Genomic DNA, 17,660 nt, shown 5'->3' with positions numbered 1-17,660 from the left:
GCCGGAGTTGTATCCAACTTGTAAAATATCAAAACAAAAAGACCTTGTCCGCAGAGTAGCTATCGCCAGCTCCATCCAGACCCAAGGTCTAATATTCTTGTACCTTTTGCTGCTTACCAGGCTCTAAAACTAAAGCGGTACATCTCACTTTTATCCATCGTGCTGCCCACTGCAAATAGCTCATCGTCATTCCATTTCAGATTGATGAAGTTATCAATATTGCGGTAGATCACCGTATCCGACGAAAGCTTGCTGTCATTCAGGTAGGCAATATGCAACTCATTCTTCTGATTCTGATTATCCATCGGGTAAAAGTATGCGATTCGCGATTCCTCTGCATCCAGTTCGAAGTTCCAGATGGAACCTTTTAATACCAGATCATACTGCTCCTGTGCTGCACGATACCGATACAGCCCCTGTACCTTATTCATCGTTCCCTGGATGAGCATGTCACCACTTTTCAGTAACTTGAATTGTTGAATGTCTTCCATTGCAGCATATGCCTTCACTTCATGCTCGTCCTCAAGCGATACACGATAGATGGCATAATTGTCTTTTAGCATCACCAGCATATAAAACTGTTTCAGGTCTTCACTAACCTGCAAGACATCCATCACGATAAACGTATCATTCGAACCTTTCCCTTGTCTTGGTCCTGTGAACATGTCCATCAGCTCATCATATGTGTAGATGACTTGACTCGTCCCCTGGCTCAGATCTACTTGTTTGAATAAGAGATCATCCTGACCGATGTAGGATTCGTTCCCTACAAACACTCTATAATAGGAGTTGTCGTTCGGAAGCTTGCGACGCTCCCCGCTCTCAATCACATACTCATACGTCGTCTTCAGCGTCTGACCCGCCCGGTATTGGGAGTATATGATCTTCTTGTGATCCGGGCTGATCGCTACACCGTAATCTGTATTACTCGCAATACTCTTCACTTCATTATCATCCAGATGCAGGAGAGACAACTGAAGTCTGGAATAGGAAGATTCCAGTTGATTTAATATAATCGTGTTCCGGTCTACCACTTCAAAATCAAAGATCGGAAAGTCATTTGGAATCTTGGTAGCTGACTCGATCTGAATTGTGCTGCTCGGTGGCGGCGCCAGACGGCTATTGAATTGCTCACCTGGCAAAATTACGGTTCTTGGTTTGAGGTTTGCGATACTGAACAGGCTGCCAATCCCGAAGATTCCGCTGACAAATGCAATTAACAGCCCTGACAGCATCAATCTGTCGCGGTTTTTACGCCAAAATCCGGGATGTCTCATGTGTTCATTTCCCCCGGAAGACTGATATTTACTTGTGTCCCTTGACGCATGATACTCTTCATCTCCACTGTTCCTCCGTGACGTTCAACGATGTTCTTCACAATAGACAAGCCGAGCCCCGCGCTGCCTTTCTCCGCCCTATTGATCTCTTTATCCTGGTAAAAAGGTTCAAATACATGCTGAAGTGCCTCAGCACCAATACCCTCTCCCTGATCACGAATTACGATAGCTATGACATCAGCCAACCGGAAAGATTGCACCTCGATGATTGAATTCACATCACTGTACTTGATTGAGTTATCCAGAACGTTAAGGAAGACCTCCTTCAACTTATCCCGATCTCCCTGTAAATACTGATGTTCCTCCAGCTCATAATGGATGCCTATATTGTACTTGCCCGCCTTAATCGACATGTCCTCACAAGCTTCACGAATGATGTCCGATACATCTATACGTTCAAATCGGTACGCCTGAATGACCGCAGACGAGACCGACACCTCCAGAATATCAGCAACCATCGTGTTGAGACGCTGGCTTTCCTTGATAATATAATTCATGCCTTTGTCAAAAAAGTCCTGATCGGTGAATCCGTTATCCCGCAAAATCTGGGCGTATCCCAGAATCGTCGTGAGCGGTGTCTTTAATTCATGCGTCACATTGTCAAAAAAGACTTTGCTTCGCGCCTGTACTTGTTTCACTTCGTCCCGCTCCCGCTCAATCACATCAATCTGCTCCCTTATCCGATCAATCATGACGGTGAAGCTTGAAGCCAGTTCACCGATCTCATCCTTGGTGGTAATCTGGATGTCTGCGTTCAGACTCCCTTGGGCCACTTCGGCAGAACGCTTTGTGAGTACACGGATGGGTTGTGTGATTTTCCGGGAAATAAAGATGGATGCGATAAATAAAAATACAAAAATAACTGCTGCGAACAGCTTGATCGTATTTTGAAAACGAAGGTTGCGTTTAAACAAGTCCGTATAATCCTTCTCCATCTGTACGATTCCAATCAATTGTTGATCCGTCTGGAGCGGGAAGGACAGACTGGCCGTGACCTGGCCTTTATCCACAACTGTGGTGTACGCGATTCGGGAGTGTTTGGCTTCTTCCATATCAGGATGGTCAGACCGCTTAGCCACGTTAACCTCGTTGCCCACCGATCCGTATGACGAGGCATCAGGACGAAATACTGTAATCTCCCCTCCAACGGCTGATCCAATCTGCTCCGCGAGCTCGCGACTTCCGGCTTCGAGCGAGTCTCTGCTCATGCGTTTGTTATGGATCAGGAAGTATTGATTCAGCGCGATGTCCAGATTTCGTTTGGATTGCACCATATCCTCATGCACTTCCCGGTACATATTCTCCTGAGCTACCTTATTGGATAGAATCAGCAGAACGGAGAATCCGATAAAGACGATGACAGAGAATAACACCACCATTTTGAACTGGATCGTCCACTTCATGTCTGTACCTGAATATTCAGCTTGTACCCCACACCGAATACCGTTTCAATCATCGAAATGCCTTGCACACCACTATCCAGTTTCTTGCGAATCCGTTGCACATGAATGTCCACTGTTCGGGTATCCCCTGCAAAATCAAATCCCCATACCTTGTCCAGCAGTTCAGAACGTGTATGAACCTTACGATGATGGGTCACGAGAAATAACAACAGATCATATTCCTTGTTCGTAAGTCCTGCCCGTTCCCCGTCTTTCCACACTTCCCGTTCATCCTTGCGAATCTCAATATGCTTGCCTAGCCTTACAACCTCATAGGACTGATTCTCCAGTGTCTCGCTGATGAGATCAATCCGGCGAAAAATCGCCCGAATGCGCGCAACCACCTCCCGGATATCAAAAGGTTTCGTGATATAATCATCCGCCCCAAGCTCCATGCCAAGTACCTTGTCCAGCATGTCCGACTTCGCAGTGATCATGATGACAGGTATCTTGGAGTTCACAGATAATTGTCTGCACACATCAAAACCGCTCATATCCGGCAGCATCAGATCCAGCAGGATCAGATCCGGCTTCGAATCCCGAAGCAGATCCAGGCCCTCTTTTCCCGTAGCTGCTTCCTTGATCTCAAATCCTTCCTTACGTAACGAATAGGACAAAATATCGCGAATGGACTCCTCGTCCTCAATAATCAAAATCTCTTTTTGTCTCATGATACTTTCGTAATCTCCCTGCTCTATGAATTTCCTTCATCTGCCTATATTTTGTATCCCAAGCCGTATGCTTGGATAGAGGGAAGCACGAAATGTTACAACTCCGATACAACTCTGAACCTTTTGGAAACAACCTCCCGATATACTTGGATCATAAGAGACTCATACCAGACCGGACCCATGCCTGATCTGTATCCAAGGGGGATTCACATCATATGAACAGCACACGAATTAATGAAGCTTATATCAACTATAAATCAGAAATCACGAGGTATCTATCCCATATCGTCAAACAACCGCAAGATGCAGAAGATCTGGCTCAGGATTGTTTCATTCGATTAATGAACGTTACCGTGGATATCCCTGAAGATCGCATTCTCTATTATCTCAAACGCATTGCCCGTAACCTGGCGATGGACAGCTTCCGCAGGCGGACCCGTACACTTAGACGAGACAGCCGTCTGGAGGTACCTACCCACCACGTCGATACATCCCACCTTGAAATTAGCGAAGGTGTTCATGATCTTGTTTCCCATATTAACAACACCGAACATCGTAAAATATTAGAACTTCGCCTCATCCATGGATACTCCATTAAGGAAACGGCAGAGCTGGTGAATCGGAGTGAAGGTATGATTAAATCCTCTGTCTTCCATGCCGTCAATCGAATTCGGGCCAAAGTCATCTCATAAGAGATGGCTTTTTTAATGCCGAAATCAATATACGAAGGTAGATTGGATAAATAAAGACAGGATCGAATTACCTATGGATATGTCAAAAGACCCAATTTTACAAATATCGAGTTAATTTTTACAAATTGTTATGACTATGTGAGATTTTCATGTGGTAGAATATGGACGAACTCATGAATCAACTAATATTTGGGAGGGATTTGGTTGGATAAATTAACAGGTATGCGAGGAGTATTTCTAAAATCACTCCTGGCATTGTCCATGGCTTTGCCACTTCAGATCGGATTATGGAACGGAGATGCATCGGTTCATGCGGAAGGACCGACAGACCCGGCACCGTTCATCCAGGCAAAGATTGTGAACCAAAATGCAGGTAAGAAAGTACTATTCGACAACTCTCACGGCCAAACGGCTGGAGCTGCAGACTGGGTGATTGATGGAGGTTTCTCCGACTTCGGGAATGCACTCGCGAATGATGGTTACGATGTCAAAGAACTTCGCAAGACAACTCCATTTACCTATGATGATCTGAAAGAGTATAACGTATTCGTTATTGCAGAGCCTCAAATTCCTTTCAAAACATCCGAACAAGCAGCACTTAAACAATATGTTGAAACAGGCGGCAGCATCTTCTTTGTTGGAGATCACTATAATGCCGACCGTAACAAAAACCGCTGGGATGGCTCTGAGGTCATCAACGGCTATCGTCGGGGAGCATTCGAAGATCCGGCCAAAGGTATGAGCACTGATGAGCGTAATTCTGAAGCCATGCAAAATGTAACCGGCACGGACTGGTTGTCCGATAACTTTGGCGTACGATTCCGCTATAACGCACTTGGCGATATCAACGCCAATATCGTCGTACCGGCAGATCAAGCCTTCGGCATCACAGAAGGAGTATCGGCTGTAGCCATGCACGCCGGTTCAACACTCGCAATCACCGATCCGGAAAAAGCAAAAGGCATTGTGTACCTGCCAAAAACCAATGCAAAATGGAATAATGCAGTGGACCAAGGCGTCTACAACGGTGGCGGGATTGAAGAAGGTCCATACGTGGCTGTATCCAAGCTGGGCGCAGGTAAAGCTGCCTTCATCGGTGACTCCTCTCCAGTAGAAGATGCATCACCAAAATATTTGCGTGAAGAGACAGGCACACGCAAAACAACTTATGACGGTTTTAAAGAAGCCGATGATGCCGTGCTGCTCGTGAACACCGTGAACTGGCTTGCTACACAAGAGAACTACACAAGCCTGACTGAAGTGAACGGACTTGAACTGGACACAGCTACAGCGTTGCTGCCATTCGAAGAGCCGGCTGCTTCCACAGAACCACAAGCTGAACCTTGGTCCGCACCTGCTGCCGGATACAAGTGGTACGATCGTTCCACGTTCAAGGCTGGTTCTTACGGCGGCCCTGCATCCAGTGCAAATGCTGCCTACAGCTTCGTGAAACAGGATACTCTCCCAAATGCAGAAGACTTCCAGGTTCGTGTAGTTGTGGAGAACATGCCACCCAACACAACCGTATCCGGTTATAGTGCCGGTATCTATCTGACTGGCGGAACACAGGTCGCCATGATCCAGAATGAAAGTGGTACTTGGCCGACTTCGTACGGCTACAGCTCCACATTCAGTGTAACCTCAGACAGCAAAGGTCGCGCGATCAAAGATCTGAACGTACGCATCAAACCAGGTACAACTGGCGCTGCCAGCTTGCGTCTGCGTCTGAATGGTAGCAACCTGATCACTAATGCCGTGACCGTAGGTAATGTGCCAGCAGAACAGCTTCCAGAAGAAGAAGGACCGATTCCAGCAGCTATCACCGTTGCTGAAGCACGCACCAAAGCAGCTGGCACTACCGTAACGATTGAAGGTGTTGTGACGACAGAGCCGGGTGCATTTGGTGGACAAGCCTTCTATCTTCAAGATGAAACTGCTGGAATCTACGTATTCCAGCATACTAGCGGCTTCCATGCAGGTGATAAAGTAAAAGTAACGGCAGCAACAACCATCTATAACAGCGAGTTTGAGCTTACCGATATCGTTGCGGTTGAGAAAACAGGTACAGCTTCCATACCTGCTCCAATCGAAGTTACAGCAATTACAGATGCGAACCAAGGTCAACTGGTTCAATTGAAGGATGTAACAATCGAGAATATCATCAGTGCCACACCAGTTGGATCTTTTGAATTCGACGCGGTAGCAGCAGATGGAACGAGCACACACATCCGTGTAGATACCCGTACAGGTGTGACGGAGACTTCCTTCCCTTATGCTGCTGGTGACAAAATCGATATCACAGGCGTTTCCGCTATTTTCAAAGATGTATATCAATTGAAACCTAGAAGTTTGAATGATTTTGTACCTGCTGTAGATCAAGGTGGAGGCGAAGTGCCTTCCACTCCAGCTGCAGGAGCACCGGGTAAACCGGTGCTTTCTTCTGATAATGGATATACCACTGGCCTGTTCGAAGGTTCGTATAACGTAAACATGAACCTCTGGTGGGGCGAAAATGGTTCCGAGTACAAACTGTATGAGAACGGCGTTCTAATCGATACACAGAAGTTGACTGCGGCTTCACCATCGGCTCAGTCCTCCAAAACGGCTATTACAGGTAAAGCCAACGGTACGTATACCTACGTAGCCGAGCTGACCAATGACAAAGGCACAACACGCAGTGACGTGCTGACAGTACAAGTAACCAATGCTGCTCCAGGCAAAGCTACGTTGTCCCAAAACAACTGGGATGGTGATGGCAACTATAACGTATCCATGAACCTCTGGTGGGGTACAAACGCAACGGAATACCGTCTCTATGAGAATGATGTATTGATTGATACACAAGCGTTGAACGCAGCAACACCAGCTTCTCAAAGTGCTACAACTGAATTGTCCGGTCGCGCTAACGGAACGTACACGTACCGTGCTGAGCTGATCAACGCCGCAGGCGTAACCAGCACCGAGACAATTACGGTTCAAGTTACTAAAGCATTGCCTTTAGCTAGCTAAGTCTCAGTAAAGAAGCCTAACATTTAACCAAACAACTAAAAAACCGAAACCAACATTGCCTGATTCACAGGGCAACCTGGTTTCGGTTTTTTTCATTCATTTCAAACGTTCAGGCTCATATCCATTTCTAACAAATAGAATGCTGTTCCATACAGCAGAATAAGCGGCCACGGCGATAACACTAATGACAAAAATCAAGTTCATCTGTGTAAACGTATAACTGCTTCCTGTGAAAATAATCAGGATTACACTGAGTCCAATATTTTCTCTGTTATGTTTTTTAAACTTCTGAAAGATCATTCTGTACAGTAATAGGAGTACCATAAACCCAATCCATATATTTTGAAATAATTCCATAGGTCACCTTCCTTATCCCTGAATTCCCTTTATATAGAAACCTATTAATTTTACATGTATTTGGAAAATAATTCAATCATTTTATACATATTCTTGGAACCCTCTTATTCCTCAACGGTTAGGTGAGCAACAAAAAACGTTGTTTATTTGCAGACACAAAAAAAGACTATCCCTGCCAATATTCCGGCACCGAATAGCCCTCTCTTCTTACGCTATCAACTTATCTTAATTTATCATCTAATATATTCGTAGCGCCACATTAACTCTACACCAGTTTCTTCCGAATATACCCCGAGATCAGGTCGATAATCGTGATCATCACGATAATACCCAGCAGGATAATACCTACTCGCGGCCAGTTCCGTGTGCTAAGTGCAAAGATCAGCGGTGTACCAATCCCCCCTGCTCCGATTACACCCAGTATGGTCGCGGAACGTACATTAATCTCGAAACGATACAACGTATAGTTCAGGAATCCAGGCATAACCTGCGGCAGGATGGCGAACCACAACTGCTGCATGCGATTGGCTCCGGAGGCAAGCAGCGCCTCAGATGGGCCGTAGTCGATATTTTCAACTTCATCCGCGTACAATTTGCCTAACATGCCGATGGAGTGCAATCCAAGGGCGAGTACCCCTGCGAACGATCCGGGGCCTACTGCCTTAATAAACAACAAGGCCATGATAATCTCAGGAAACGTACGGATAAAGCTGAGTACCATTTTACCTGCACCTGAGATGGAACGATGTCCACTCATGTTCCGGGCAGACCAGAATGCAAACGGGATACAGAGCACGGCCGAGATTACAGTACCTAGTACGGAGATTGCCAACGTATCCAGGAGACCTCGCAGCAAGTCCTCTCCCTCAGGCAAATATACAAACTCCCAGTCCGGTGAGAAAATCCCGGCTACAATGGCTTTCATAATCTGAGCGGCAGTTTCCTTAAACCCAGTAAACGGTACACCGGCAAGCGCCCAGGCATACAAGAGGATTAACAGTAACACAATGACCCAGCGTAGCGGGTTCTTCCGTGGTTTAGGCCGGATGCGGCTTGTTTCATTTTTCATCATAGCAATTTCTCCCGCAGCTTAGTACTTACATAATCAATGATCAGAACAATGACAAGGGTAAACAGAATGATTACGCTGGTCTTGTCATACTCCAGGAATCCAAGTGTTGCCTCATAGTAGAGTCCAATTCCTCCGGCTCCCACCAGTCCCAGAATGGCAGCGGCACGTATATTAATTTCGAAGGCATACAGCACATAGGATGTGAACTGGGCAGCCAGTTGCGGCACCACGCCATATACAATGAGCTGAATCCGGTTCATACCAACAGCCGTCATCGCTTCCAGCGGCCCCTGATCAATGGTTTCCAGCGTCTCATAGGTCAGCTTCGCAATCAGACCTATCGAGAACACAGCCAGTGCCAAGATTCCGGGGATTGGCCCCAAACCAAACACAGCAACGAACAAAGCAGCAAGCAACAGATCCGGCACGGTCCGAATCAGGTTCAGCAGAAAGCGCGCCGGATAGTAGATCCAGCGACTTGGCATCAGGTTACCGGCACAGATAATCGAGACCGGAATCGCAATAATTGCACCAATGGTTGTCCCAATCAGGGCCATTCGAATCGTTTCCAGCATGCCTTGCACGATATTATCAAAGTAACTCCACCGGGGCGGAAACATCTCCTTCAGCAGATCCAACATGTTGGGGAAACCTTCAAACAACTCCGTAAAACTGGCATCCGTCTGTTTGGCACTAGCCCACAAAAGGAGCAGAATGATCACTAAGGTGAGCAAATGTTTCGTACGCCCAGGCGGTTTCGGGCGGTTCACAACTTGAGCCGGGCTGGAACCAGGTTCCTTCCCCACTCCGCCTGAATTCTGAAGTGGAACGTTGGACTGCCCCTTCATACCACAACTTCTCCCTGCTCATGCACAGCCTGCTTGTCCAGCAATTCGTCGGCCAGAATCGGTCTGCCGTAAATCTCTGCAAAGCGCTCATCCGTTGCCTCTTCCACCGGGCCGTCGAAGACCACCTCACCTGCTCGTAATCCGACAATACGGGTCGCATACTCTCTCGCCAGATCAATAAAGTGAAGGTTGACGATGGTCGTAATCCCAAGGTCCTGATTAATACGTTTCAGGTCATCCATAACCTGCTTCGTTGTAAGCGGGTCGAGTGAAGCAACCGGTTCGTCGGCCAGAATGATTTTTGCTTCCTGTGCCAGTACACGGGCAATAGCCACACGCTGTTGTTGTCCACCAGACAACTGATCTGCACGGGAATAAGCTTTCTCCGAGATATTCACACGATCCAGCGCAGTGAATGCCAGTTCAATATCCTCTTTTGGAAAACGACCCAGAATGGTACGCATGGTGGAATGATATCCAACCCGTCCAGCGAGTACGTTACGAAGTACACTGGACCGTTTCACCAGATTGAAACTCTGGAAGATCATGCCGATGTCACGTCTGATCATGCGTAACCGTTTGCCTTGTGCCTTCGTGATGGAGCTTCCGTTAATCAGAATCTCTCCCTCACTAATGTCGTGCAGTCGGTTAATGGAGCGTAAGAGCGTTGATTTACCCGCACCGGACAGGCCCACAACAGCAATGAATTCACCCTGCTCAAATTTCAGATTAATATTATCCAGGCCCTTGGTGCCGTTAGCGTAAGTTTTGGTAACGTTATGAAGCTCAATCATGACAATATCCTTCTTTCATTCATAATGATCAACCATACATGAGTCCTTGCTATAATAGCACAAGCCAGCGCAGCGTAGATCACGCTGAACTGGCCTGTCCATTGCTACGATTAAGCTGTTCCCATCCAAGAAAGCTACTACAAAGTGAACAGATCCCGAACTACTTTTGGATCAGAATTATTCACCTTTCACTTTTTCGCCATACTGACGAACGATCTCAAACTTGCTATCATCGGACTCTACATAACCTTCATGCGTATAGATTTCTTTGATGATCTGGTGACCTTCAGTATCTTTACCGATATCGATGAAGGCTTGTTTGATCTTCGCAGTCCAATCTGCATTCATGTCTGTACGAACGGCAATGGTATCGTTAGGAATAGGCTCAGTAAACGCCAGTACACGTGTATCTTCAAATACAGTCGGATAGTCTTTAGCTACCGTGTTGCGGGCATCCTGGAAGATAGCTGCTGCATCAACGTCACCGTTCAATACAGCGATAACTCCTTGGTCATGACCTTTCAACGTTACAGGTGTTACATCTTTTAATGGATCAATGCCTCTGTCCAACAACAGACCTGCTGGCCATACATAACCTGCGGAAGACGTTACGTTTTGGTAAGCGACTTTTTTACCTTTAAGGTCCTCGATGGATTGAATCGGCGAATCTTTTTTCACAATGAACATGGATTTATATGAATCTGCCAGTTGCTCTGTAGGAGCTCCTGTCTCATCATTTACACCGAAACGTTGTGCTTGCAAAATAACCTGCGCAGCGCCTTTTTCTTTAGCCAGTACATAAGCTGTCGGAGGCAAGAAACCTACGTCTACTTTGTTGGAAGCCATTGCTTCAATAATTGTGTTGTAGTCGGTGGATACGCTGACTTTTACCGGAATGCCCAGTTTGTCACCAAGCAGCTTCTCCAGCGGTTTCGCTTTGGCTTCAAGCGTGTCTGCGTTCTGGGAAGGAACAAATTGAACCGTCAATTCAGTTGGCACATATCCTTCGACAGCTTTCTCTGTCTCTGCCGTAGACGTACCGGATGCATTAGAACTCGCATTTTCCCCGTTAGCCGAACCTGTTGTACTACTACTAGACCCACAAGCACTCAGAAACAGAACCAAAATCAACAATGGTAAAAATAAAGCAGACTTCTTCAAACGAACACCCTCCAAAGAGTTTCTATTTTTCAGTACTTATCTACTATAGTTGCCAAATATTAGCGCGATGTGAAACGAAATTTGGAGTTTTGTAAAGTTTCCTGTCAGGCTGTCAGCGCGACTTGTATCTGTTAGAATAGGCTCATTATGGTTGAAGATATAGGAAGAACATCGGAGATCACGGCGTATGCTTCGGTTCTTCAGGCTATTCATTCTTCTCCGTTTTATGGTAATTCCATATATCTGAACTTATATATTAGAGGAGATTGTAAAATGACATCCACAAACCATACGGCAAGCTTCGATATTCTGTATACCAGTGATCTGCACGGGGCGATCCGTCCCATTCATTACAATACCAATGCCTACCGCCCCGCTGGGCTTGCCCTGCTGGCTTCCCTGATTCGTAAGGAACGTGAACGTTCACCTGAATTGATGCTGGTGGATAACGGGGATCTGCTGCAAGGATCACCCTTGGCCTCCTATGCAGCTTCACAGGTTTCCACAAACGAAGTTCATCCATTCATAACGGTACTGAATGAACTCGGTTATGATGCTGCGGTGATGGGCAATCACGAGTTTAACTATGGTCAGAGTCTGTTGCGCGGAGCAGTTGAAGCTTCTAATTTCCCCTGGCTGTCTGCCAATATTGTAAAAAATGAGCAACCAGATGTACCTGCCTTCGGTCCTCCGTATCTAATCAAAACCTTATCTTCTGGCGTCAAAATTGCCCTGTTGGGCGCAACTACGCATTACATTCCAAACTGGGAGCACCCGAAAAATATTGAGGGTTTACAGTTCCTTGATGCCTTGGAGACCATTCGTACATGGGTTAGCTATATACGCGAGCATGAACAACCAGATGTAATGGTTGTCAGTTATCACGGCGGATTTGAGAGTGATCTGGAGACAGGCGAGCCCGCAGAACGGTTAACTGGAGAAAATCAAGGCTATGCCATCTGCCGGGACATCGAAGGTATCGATGTGTTGCTTACCGGACACCAGCATCGTCAGCTTACCGCTAATATTCATGGTGTAACCGTCATTCAGCCGGGCTTCAGTGGAAATGGTGCGGGGCATGTATCCATTCAGTTGGAACAATCATCGGGCGGCAAGTGGCAGATTACAGATAAACAGGCTCGGTTGTTACTTCTGGATGAACATCATGAGGTTGAACCTGATGCAACCGTCATGAAACTAACGGAAGAGCTGGAAACTGAGGCACAAGCATGGCTTGATCAACCCATTGGCGAGGTGGCTGGGGATTTATCCATCACCAATGCTACGGCTCTGCGACTCAAGGCACATCCATTCATTGCTTTTGTACATCAAGTGCAGATGGAAGCGACTGGAGCGCAGCTCTCCAATACCGCCATGCTGAGTGAAGAAGCTCGCGGTTTCGGGAGTCACATCACCGTTCGGGACGTATTATCCAACTTCATCTATCCTAATACTCTGACGGTACTTGAGTTAAGTGGTCAGGATATCCGGGAGGCACTGGAACAAACGGCACGTTACTTTGAAGTGAATGCTTCTGGTGAGGTGGCAGTCAATCCGGCTTATATGGAACCCAAACCCCAACATTATAATTACGATATGTGGTCTGGCATGGAATACGAGCTGGATATCTCCCAACCTGTTGGCAGTCGAGTTGTAAAGTTGGAACATGAAGGCAAGCCAATGGACATGGATGGCATGTACTCTGTGGTGATGAACAGCTACCGCGCTGCTGGCGGCGGGGATTATGCAATGTATCCGGGCAAAAAGGTACTGCACGAAGGTGCCACGGACATGGCCGCACTGGCGGAGGATTATATTCGCAGACACCAGCCGTTAACGGTGGAGCAGGCTAATAACTGGAAAGTTATTGGAAGTTAAATGAGAAAGAGCAGGTCCTGTGATCAGGATCTGCTCTTTTGTTTTCAACCTATTGCTTACTTGTTCTTGTTGAATTATCCTGTCCTGTCCCGTTATCCGACATATTGAAGAATTAACTGATATAACGCTATTGAAAATCCTAAGATACTCGCTTTCATTTTAGATGGATGATTTCTTTCGCTGCGAATCAAATAAAAGAAAACCAAAATAAACCCTGCGGGGATCCATAGCTCAAAGACACCTTCTGATGTACTTTGAGAATAAATTGGAGTAATGAACGTACTGATCAAAAAGTAAAAGAAAACCGTAAAACGTCTTGTTTCTAACTGCTTGCTCCACCTTACTAGAATGAAAATAATAATGATTGCGATAATCGTAATGTGTAAAGGGGGAAAAAGAAGAGCAGCATTCCCAAATTTAAATTCCATTCCGCATTGCCCTCCTCTCTTTTAATGCATCACATGACTGACTACAGGCATACGTGTAAAAATTCATTCTCATGCTTCAAAACCGCTGGCAACCTTCCAAAATCGGACCTATTCCAATATATCCTTATTTTAACATACAATCACAGTTCCATTTCCCACGTTTATTCAATAAAATATGCAAAAAGAGCAGAAGTGAGGAGCACCGTGCCCTCATCCCTGCTCATTTTACATACCTACAAGTTTTTTTCTAATACATGTCACATATTATCCATAATGACTACTGAGCTTTTTTACGCAGCTGACTGTAATACAGCTCGCTGTAGAAACCGCCTTGTTCCAGCAATGAATCATGCGAGCCTTGCTCCAGTAGTTGCCCATCCTTCAGCACCAGAATCCGGTCGGCCTGACGGATCGTGTTCAGCCTGTGGGCAATGACAAAGCTGGTACGGCCTTGCATCAGGCGTTGTAGCCCTTCCTGGATTTTAATCTCCGTAACAGTATCAATACTGCTCGTCGCTTCGTCCAATACAAGTATGGATGGATCTGCCAAGATTGCCCGGGTAATGGCGAGTAGTTGCTTCTGCCCCTGACTAATGCCGCTCCCGTCGGCCTGGAGCACTTTGTCGTATCCATCCTTCATCCGTACAATGAAGGAATGGGCATTAGCCAGCCGGGAGGCTGCTTCCACCTCTTCATCCGTCGCGTCCAGACGGCCAAATCGAATATTTTCCCGAATCGTACCCTGAAACAAAAATGAATCCTGTAATACAAATGCCATATGTGACCGCAGATTCTCACGCCGAATGGTGGTCATATCGCGTCCATCTACCGTTAATGTGCCACCTGTTGGATCATAGAAACGGGATAACAGCTGAATTAAAGTTGTTTTCCCCGCTCCGGTCGGACCCACAAGGGCAATCATCTCCCCCGGTTTGGCTTCAAAGCTGATCTCATGCAAAATGTTACGCCCTTCATCGTATCCAAAGGATACTTTGTCGAAACGAACGGCTCCCTCTACCTTGTCCAGAGATACCGCTGCCCCTTCATCCTTCGCTTCCTCATCTTCATCCAGCACCTCAAATACGCGCTCAGCCCCCGCAATCGCGGACAATAACGTATTCCACTGGTTCGCCAGATCATTCAGCGGACGGGTGAACTGACGGGCATATTCCACAAAGATAATAATCACCCCGACCGTAACGGAACCCTGAATCGCCAGAATACCACCGATGCCCGCCACAATCGCAAAGCTCAGGTTGTTCAATCCATTCATCAGTTTCGGGATAAAACCAGAGATCGTCTGTGCCCAGAAACCGGAAATCCGGATGCGGGTATTTCGTTCCTCAAAACCGCGAATCACTCGCTCCTCTTGGGAGAATGCCTTAATGATCCGCTGCCCGGATAAAGTCTCTTCGATATAACCGTTAAGTTCACCGAGATTGCGCTGCCGCTCCTTGAAGAGCGGTCCCGTTCTGCGCGTAATCCAACGCATGCCGATGGCCATCAAAGGCACAACGATAAAGGTAAGCAGGGTCAGTAGCGGACTGAGCCAGAGCATAACCCCAAATGTTCCGAGCAGTGTTAGTACACTCGAGAAAATCTGGATCGCCGAGCTATTCAACGTACCGCTGACATTCTCGATATCATTGGTCACCCGGCTCATAATCTCACCCTGCTGGCGTTTACCGAAGAATGGAATCGGCAGCTTGTGCAGATGGGAGAACAGATCATACCGCATGCGGAACACAGTTTCCTGTGCAATTTCGATCATCCATATATTTTGTAACCAAGACGTAAGAGAGAACAAGACATACACTGCAGTTAATCCAATCAGAAACCGAGTCCAGCTTGAGTCGACTTCACCCGCGATGAAATCATCCACGGCCACCCCTACCATGTAAGGGCCAAGCAAAGCGAGTGCGGAGCTGGCAAACACCATCAACAGTACCATGGACAGCTTAACCTTGCGACGTGCCAGATAGGTCCAGATACGACCTAACGTACCGGACCAGTTCTTCGCCCGTGCCTTGGGTTTGCGACCACCACCTGATCGTAACGTCTCCGGATCAATCGGCGGTGGCGGCTGACGGAAAGGCTCAATGAATGCTTTGAACATGCTGTGCACCCTCCCCGTATTGTGATTCATGGATTCGACGATACAGCTCTGACGATTCCATCAGGTCTTCATGTTTTCCTTGCCCAATGAGTTGTCCATCATCAAGTAGCAGAATCAGATCCGCCGAAGTGGTCGAACTGATCTTCTGGGTGATGATAAACGTTGTACACGACAATTCTTCCAGCGCATCCAGCAGTCTGCCTTCTGTAGCCACATCCAGTGCACTTGTGCTATCGTCCAGAATCAGAATCCTTGGTCTACGTACCAGTGCTCGTGCAATGGAAAGTCGCTGCTTCTGTCCACCGGAGAGATTAACTCCCCGTTGACCCAGCAATGTATCATAACCGTTTGATAAATTCTCAATCGTTTCATGGATCTGCGCGCGCTTTGCGGCTTCCACGATCTCATCCAAGGTAGCATCTTCCTGACCCCAGGCAATATTCTCCCGTATGGAACCGGTAAACAGGACAACTTCCTGAGGCACATAACCAATCGCACCACGCAACATGGACAGATCCAGCTCTGATGCATCGGCACCATCAATCCGTACCTTTCCTTGATCCTCTGTGTATAATCGTGGAATGAGCTGTACGAGCGAAGATTTGCCTGAGCCAGTTGCTCCCATAATGGCAATGCGCTCCCCCGCTTTTGCCGTGAATGTAATGTTATCCAGTACTGTAATTTCACTATTCGGATAACTGAAGCCTACACTGCGGAATTCAACCGCTCCCTGTACAGCTCGCTGTTTCTTCGCCGGGTATACAGATTGCGGAAAATGCGAAGATTTCACAGATCCAGCAGATGGTACAGACGCTGATAACAACTTCGTCTGTTCAGTCTCCGACGTGTCCTCCGTATTAAACACTTCATTCAGTCGTTGCGCCGAAGCGCTTGCTCTGGAGAAGGTTACCAGAATCCATGACAACGCAGACATGGCACCAATTGTACGAAGCAGGTAGTTAATGACAGCGACCACTTCACCCACAGTTGCATTACCGGAGGCAATGTCGACTCGTCCAAACCAAAGCACGGCGATGATACAAACGTTCATCATTAGTAGCATGAACGGCATTGTGGTCTCCGTCAGGCGCAGCGCGGAGATTGTGCCTTTCATCAGCTTGCCGCTGAAACCGGCAAAGCGCTCAATCTCATGGCCCATCCGTACGAAAACACGGATCAGCCGAATGCCTGTCAGATTCTCCTGGATGACTCCGTTGACGGCATCCAGTCTGCGCTGCACATTGCGGAACAGCAGCGCTGCCTTTTTGATCATCCACACCACAACAATGAGCAGTACAGGCACCATGACAACCAGCAGCAGACCCAGCCTCGGGTTCACGATCACTGCCATAATCATGCTACCAATCACCACAAGGGGCACACGCGTCATGAAGCGCAGACTCATGAAGACGGTGTCCTGAACCTGGGTCACGTCCCCCGTTAATCGTGTAATCAGGGACGACGTCGCGAACCGGTTAAAGACGGCATAAGAGAACGTTTGCACTTTCTCATACAGCTTCTCCCGCAGATCGTATCCGAACCCCAGACTTGCATGGGATGCAAAGAACGAACTCGCAATTCCGGCAGCAAAGGCCACAACAGCACTACCAACCAGCACACCGCCCCACAACCAGACGACAGATAAGTCTCCCTGCTGAATCCCGTTATCGATGATCTTGGAGATCAGATAAGGCTGAGCCAGCTCCACCGCAAGCTCAATTAACATCATGACCAGGGCTGCAATCGCGGCAACTCGGTACTTCTTCAAGTAGTACAACAGCTTGATCATAAGCATTCCTCCGGCTTGGAGCACCCTAAACCGATAACACGTTCCAGCTCAGAGCCTCCATTAGAC

Annotated in this window: 14 protein-coding genes; 3 read left to right on the top strand and 11 right to left on the bottom strand. The window is 47.2% G+C overall.

Features of this window, described 5'->3' with window-relative positions; translation table 11 throughout:
- Positions 1–113 precede the first annotated feature (113 nt).
- The 3 genes from ACE04G_RS08715 to ACE04G_RS08705 are packed head-to-tail and all read right to left on the bottom strand — an operon-like array spanning position 114 to position 3,450.
- Positions 114–1,277, bottom strand: coding sequence for a hypothetical protein (locus tag ACE04G_RS08715; RefSeq protein WP_221818934.1), 1,164 nt, complete (start codon positions 1,275–1,277; stop codon positions 114–116).
- Entirely contained in the window at positions 1,274–2,740 is a 1,467-nt protein-coding gene (locus tag ACE04G_RS08710) for a sensor histidine kinase (protein WP_221818933.1), read from the bottom strand. The genes ACE04G_RS08715 and ACE04G_RS08710 overlap by 4 nt, the downstream gene beginning before the upstream one ends.
- Positions 2,737–3,450, bottom strand: a complete 714-nt coding sequence (locus tag ACE04G_RS08705; RefSeq protein WP_036606313.1) for a response regulator transcription factor — start codon at positions 3,448–3,450, stop codon at positions 2,737–2,739. The genes ACE04G_RS08710 and ACE04G_RS08705 overlap by 4 nt, the downstream gene beginning before the upstream one ends.
- Before the next feature lie 215 nt (positions 3,451–3,665).
- On the opposite strand from ACE04G_RS08705, the gene ACE04G_RS08700 reads away from it, so the two are divergent.
- Positions 3,666–4,142 (top strand): RNA polymerase sigma factor, encoded by a 477-nt coding sequence (locus ACE04G_RS08700; protein ID WP_076213502.1) that lies wholly within the window; start codon positions 3,666–3,668, stop codon positions 4,140–4,142.
- Positions 4,143–4,364: 222 nt separating this feature from the next.
- Positions 4,365–7,151 (top strand): DUF5689 domain-containing protein, encoded by a 2,787-nt coding sequence (locus ACE04G_RS08695; RefSeq protein ID WP_449005347.1) that lies wholly within the window; start codon positions 4,365–4,367, stop codon positions 7,149–7,151.
- Between the two features lie 96 nt (positions 7,152–7,247).
- Here the strand turns inward: ACE04G_RS08695 and ACE04G_RS08690 are convergent, their stop codons facing one another.
- From ACE04G_RS08690 to ACE04G_RS08670, 5 genes are all read right to left on the bottom strand, one after another.
- The gene (locus ACE04G_RS08690; protein WP_405131521.1) at positions 7,248–7,508 is read right to left on the bottom strand and encodes a hypothetical protein; all 261 of its coding nucleotides are present in this window, start codon (positions 7,506–7,508) and stop codon (positions 7,248–7,250) included.
- A 265-nt stretch (positions 7,509–7,773) separates the two neighbouring features.
- A complete protein-coding gene (gene phnE / locus ACE04G_RS08685; protein ID WP_221818930.1) occupies positions 7,774–8,580 on the bottom strand; it encodes a phosphonate ABC transporter, permease protein PhnE in 807 nt (268 codons plus the stop codon).
- Positions 8,577–9,428, bottom strand: a complete 852-nt coding sequence (gene phnE, locus ACE04G_RS08680; RefSeq protein ID WP_260632567.1) for a phosphonate ABC transporter, permease protein PhnE — start codon at positions 9,426–9,428, stop codon at positions 8,577–8,579. Before phnE (ACE04G_RS08680) ends, phnE (ACE04G_RS08685) begins: the two co-directional genes overlap by 4 nt.
- Complete coding sequence (phnC, locus tag ACE04G_RS08675; RefSeq protein WP_062837418.1) at positions 9,425–10,222, bottom strand: phosphonate ABC transporter ATP-binding protein; 798 nt, start codon at positions 10,220–10,222, stop codon at positions 9,425–9,427. Before phnC ends, phnE (ACE04G_RS08680) begins: the two co-directional genes overlap by 4 nt.
- A 177-nt stretch (positions 10,223–10,399) precedes the next feature.
- Entirely contained in the window at positions 10,400–11,398 is a 999-nt protein-coding gene (locus tag ACE04G_RS08670; protein WP_373428267.1) for a phosphate/phosphite/phosphonate ABC transporter substrate-binding protein, read from the bottom strand.
- A 258-nt stretch (positions 11,399–11,656) separates the two neighbouring features.
- On the opposite strand from ACE04G_RS08670, the gene ACE04G_RS08665 reads away from it, so the two are divergent.
- Entirely contained in the window at positions 11,657–13,261 is a 1,605-nt protein-coding gene (locus ACE04G_RS08665; RefSeq protein WP_339182386.1) for a bifunctional metallophosphatase/5'-nucleotidase, read from the top strand.
- A 92-nt stretch (positions 13,262–13,353) separates the two neighbouring features.
- On the opposite strand, the gene ACE04G_RS08660 is transcribed toward ACE04G_RS08665, so the two are convergent.
- The 3 genes from ACE04G_RS08660 to ACE04G_RS08650 all read right to left on the bottom strand — a co-directional run bounded on the left by ACE04G_RS08660 (position 13,354) and on the right by ACE04G_RS08650 (position 17,594).
- A complete protein-coding gene (locus tag ACE04G_RS08660) occupies positions 13,354–13,689 on the bottom strand; it encodes a hypothetical protein (RefSeq protein WP_339182384.1) in 336 nt (111 codons plus the stop codon).
- A gap of 277 nt (positions 13,690–13,966) precedes the next feature.
- Positions 13,967–15,805, bottom strand: coding sequence for an ABC transporter ATP-binding protein (locus ACE04G_RS08655; RefSeq protein ID WP_339182382.1), 1,839 nt, complete (start codon positions 15,803–15,805; stop codon positions 13,967–13,969).
- Entirely contained in the window at positions 15,786–17,594 is a 1,809-nt protein-coding gene (locus ACE04G_RS08650; RefSeq protein WP_339182380.1) for an ABC transporter ATP-binding protein, read from the bottom strand. Before ACE04G_RS08650 ends, ACE04G_RS08655 begins: the two co-directional genes overlap by 20 nt.
- Positions 17,595–17,660 lie beyond the last annotated feature (66 nt).

This window comes from Paenibacillus sp. AGC31 (assembly GCF_057334655.1).
Note: the sequence above shows the minus strand (reverse complement) of the source record. Positions and strands in the feature narration are given on the sequence as shown.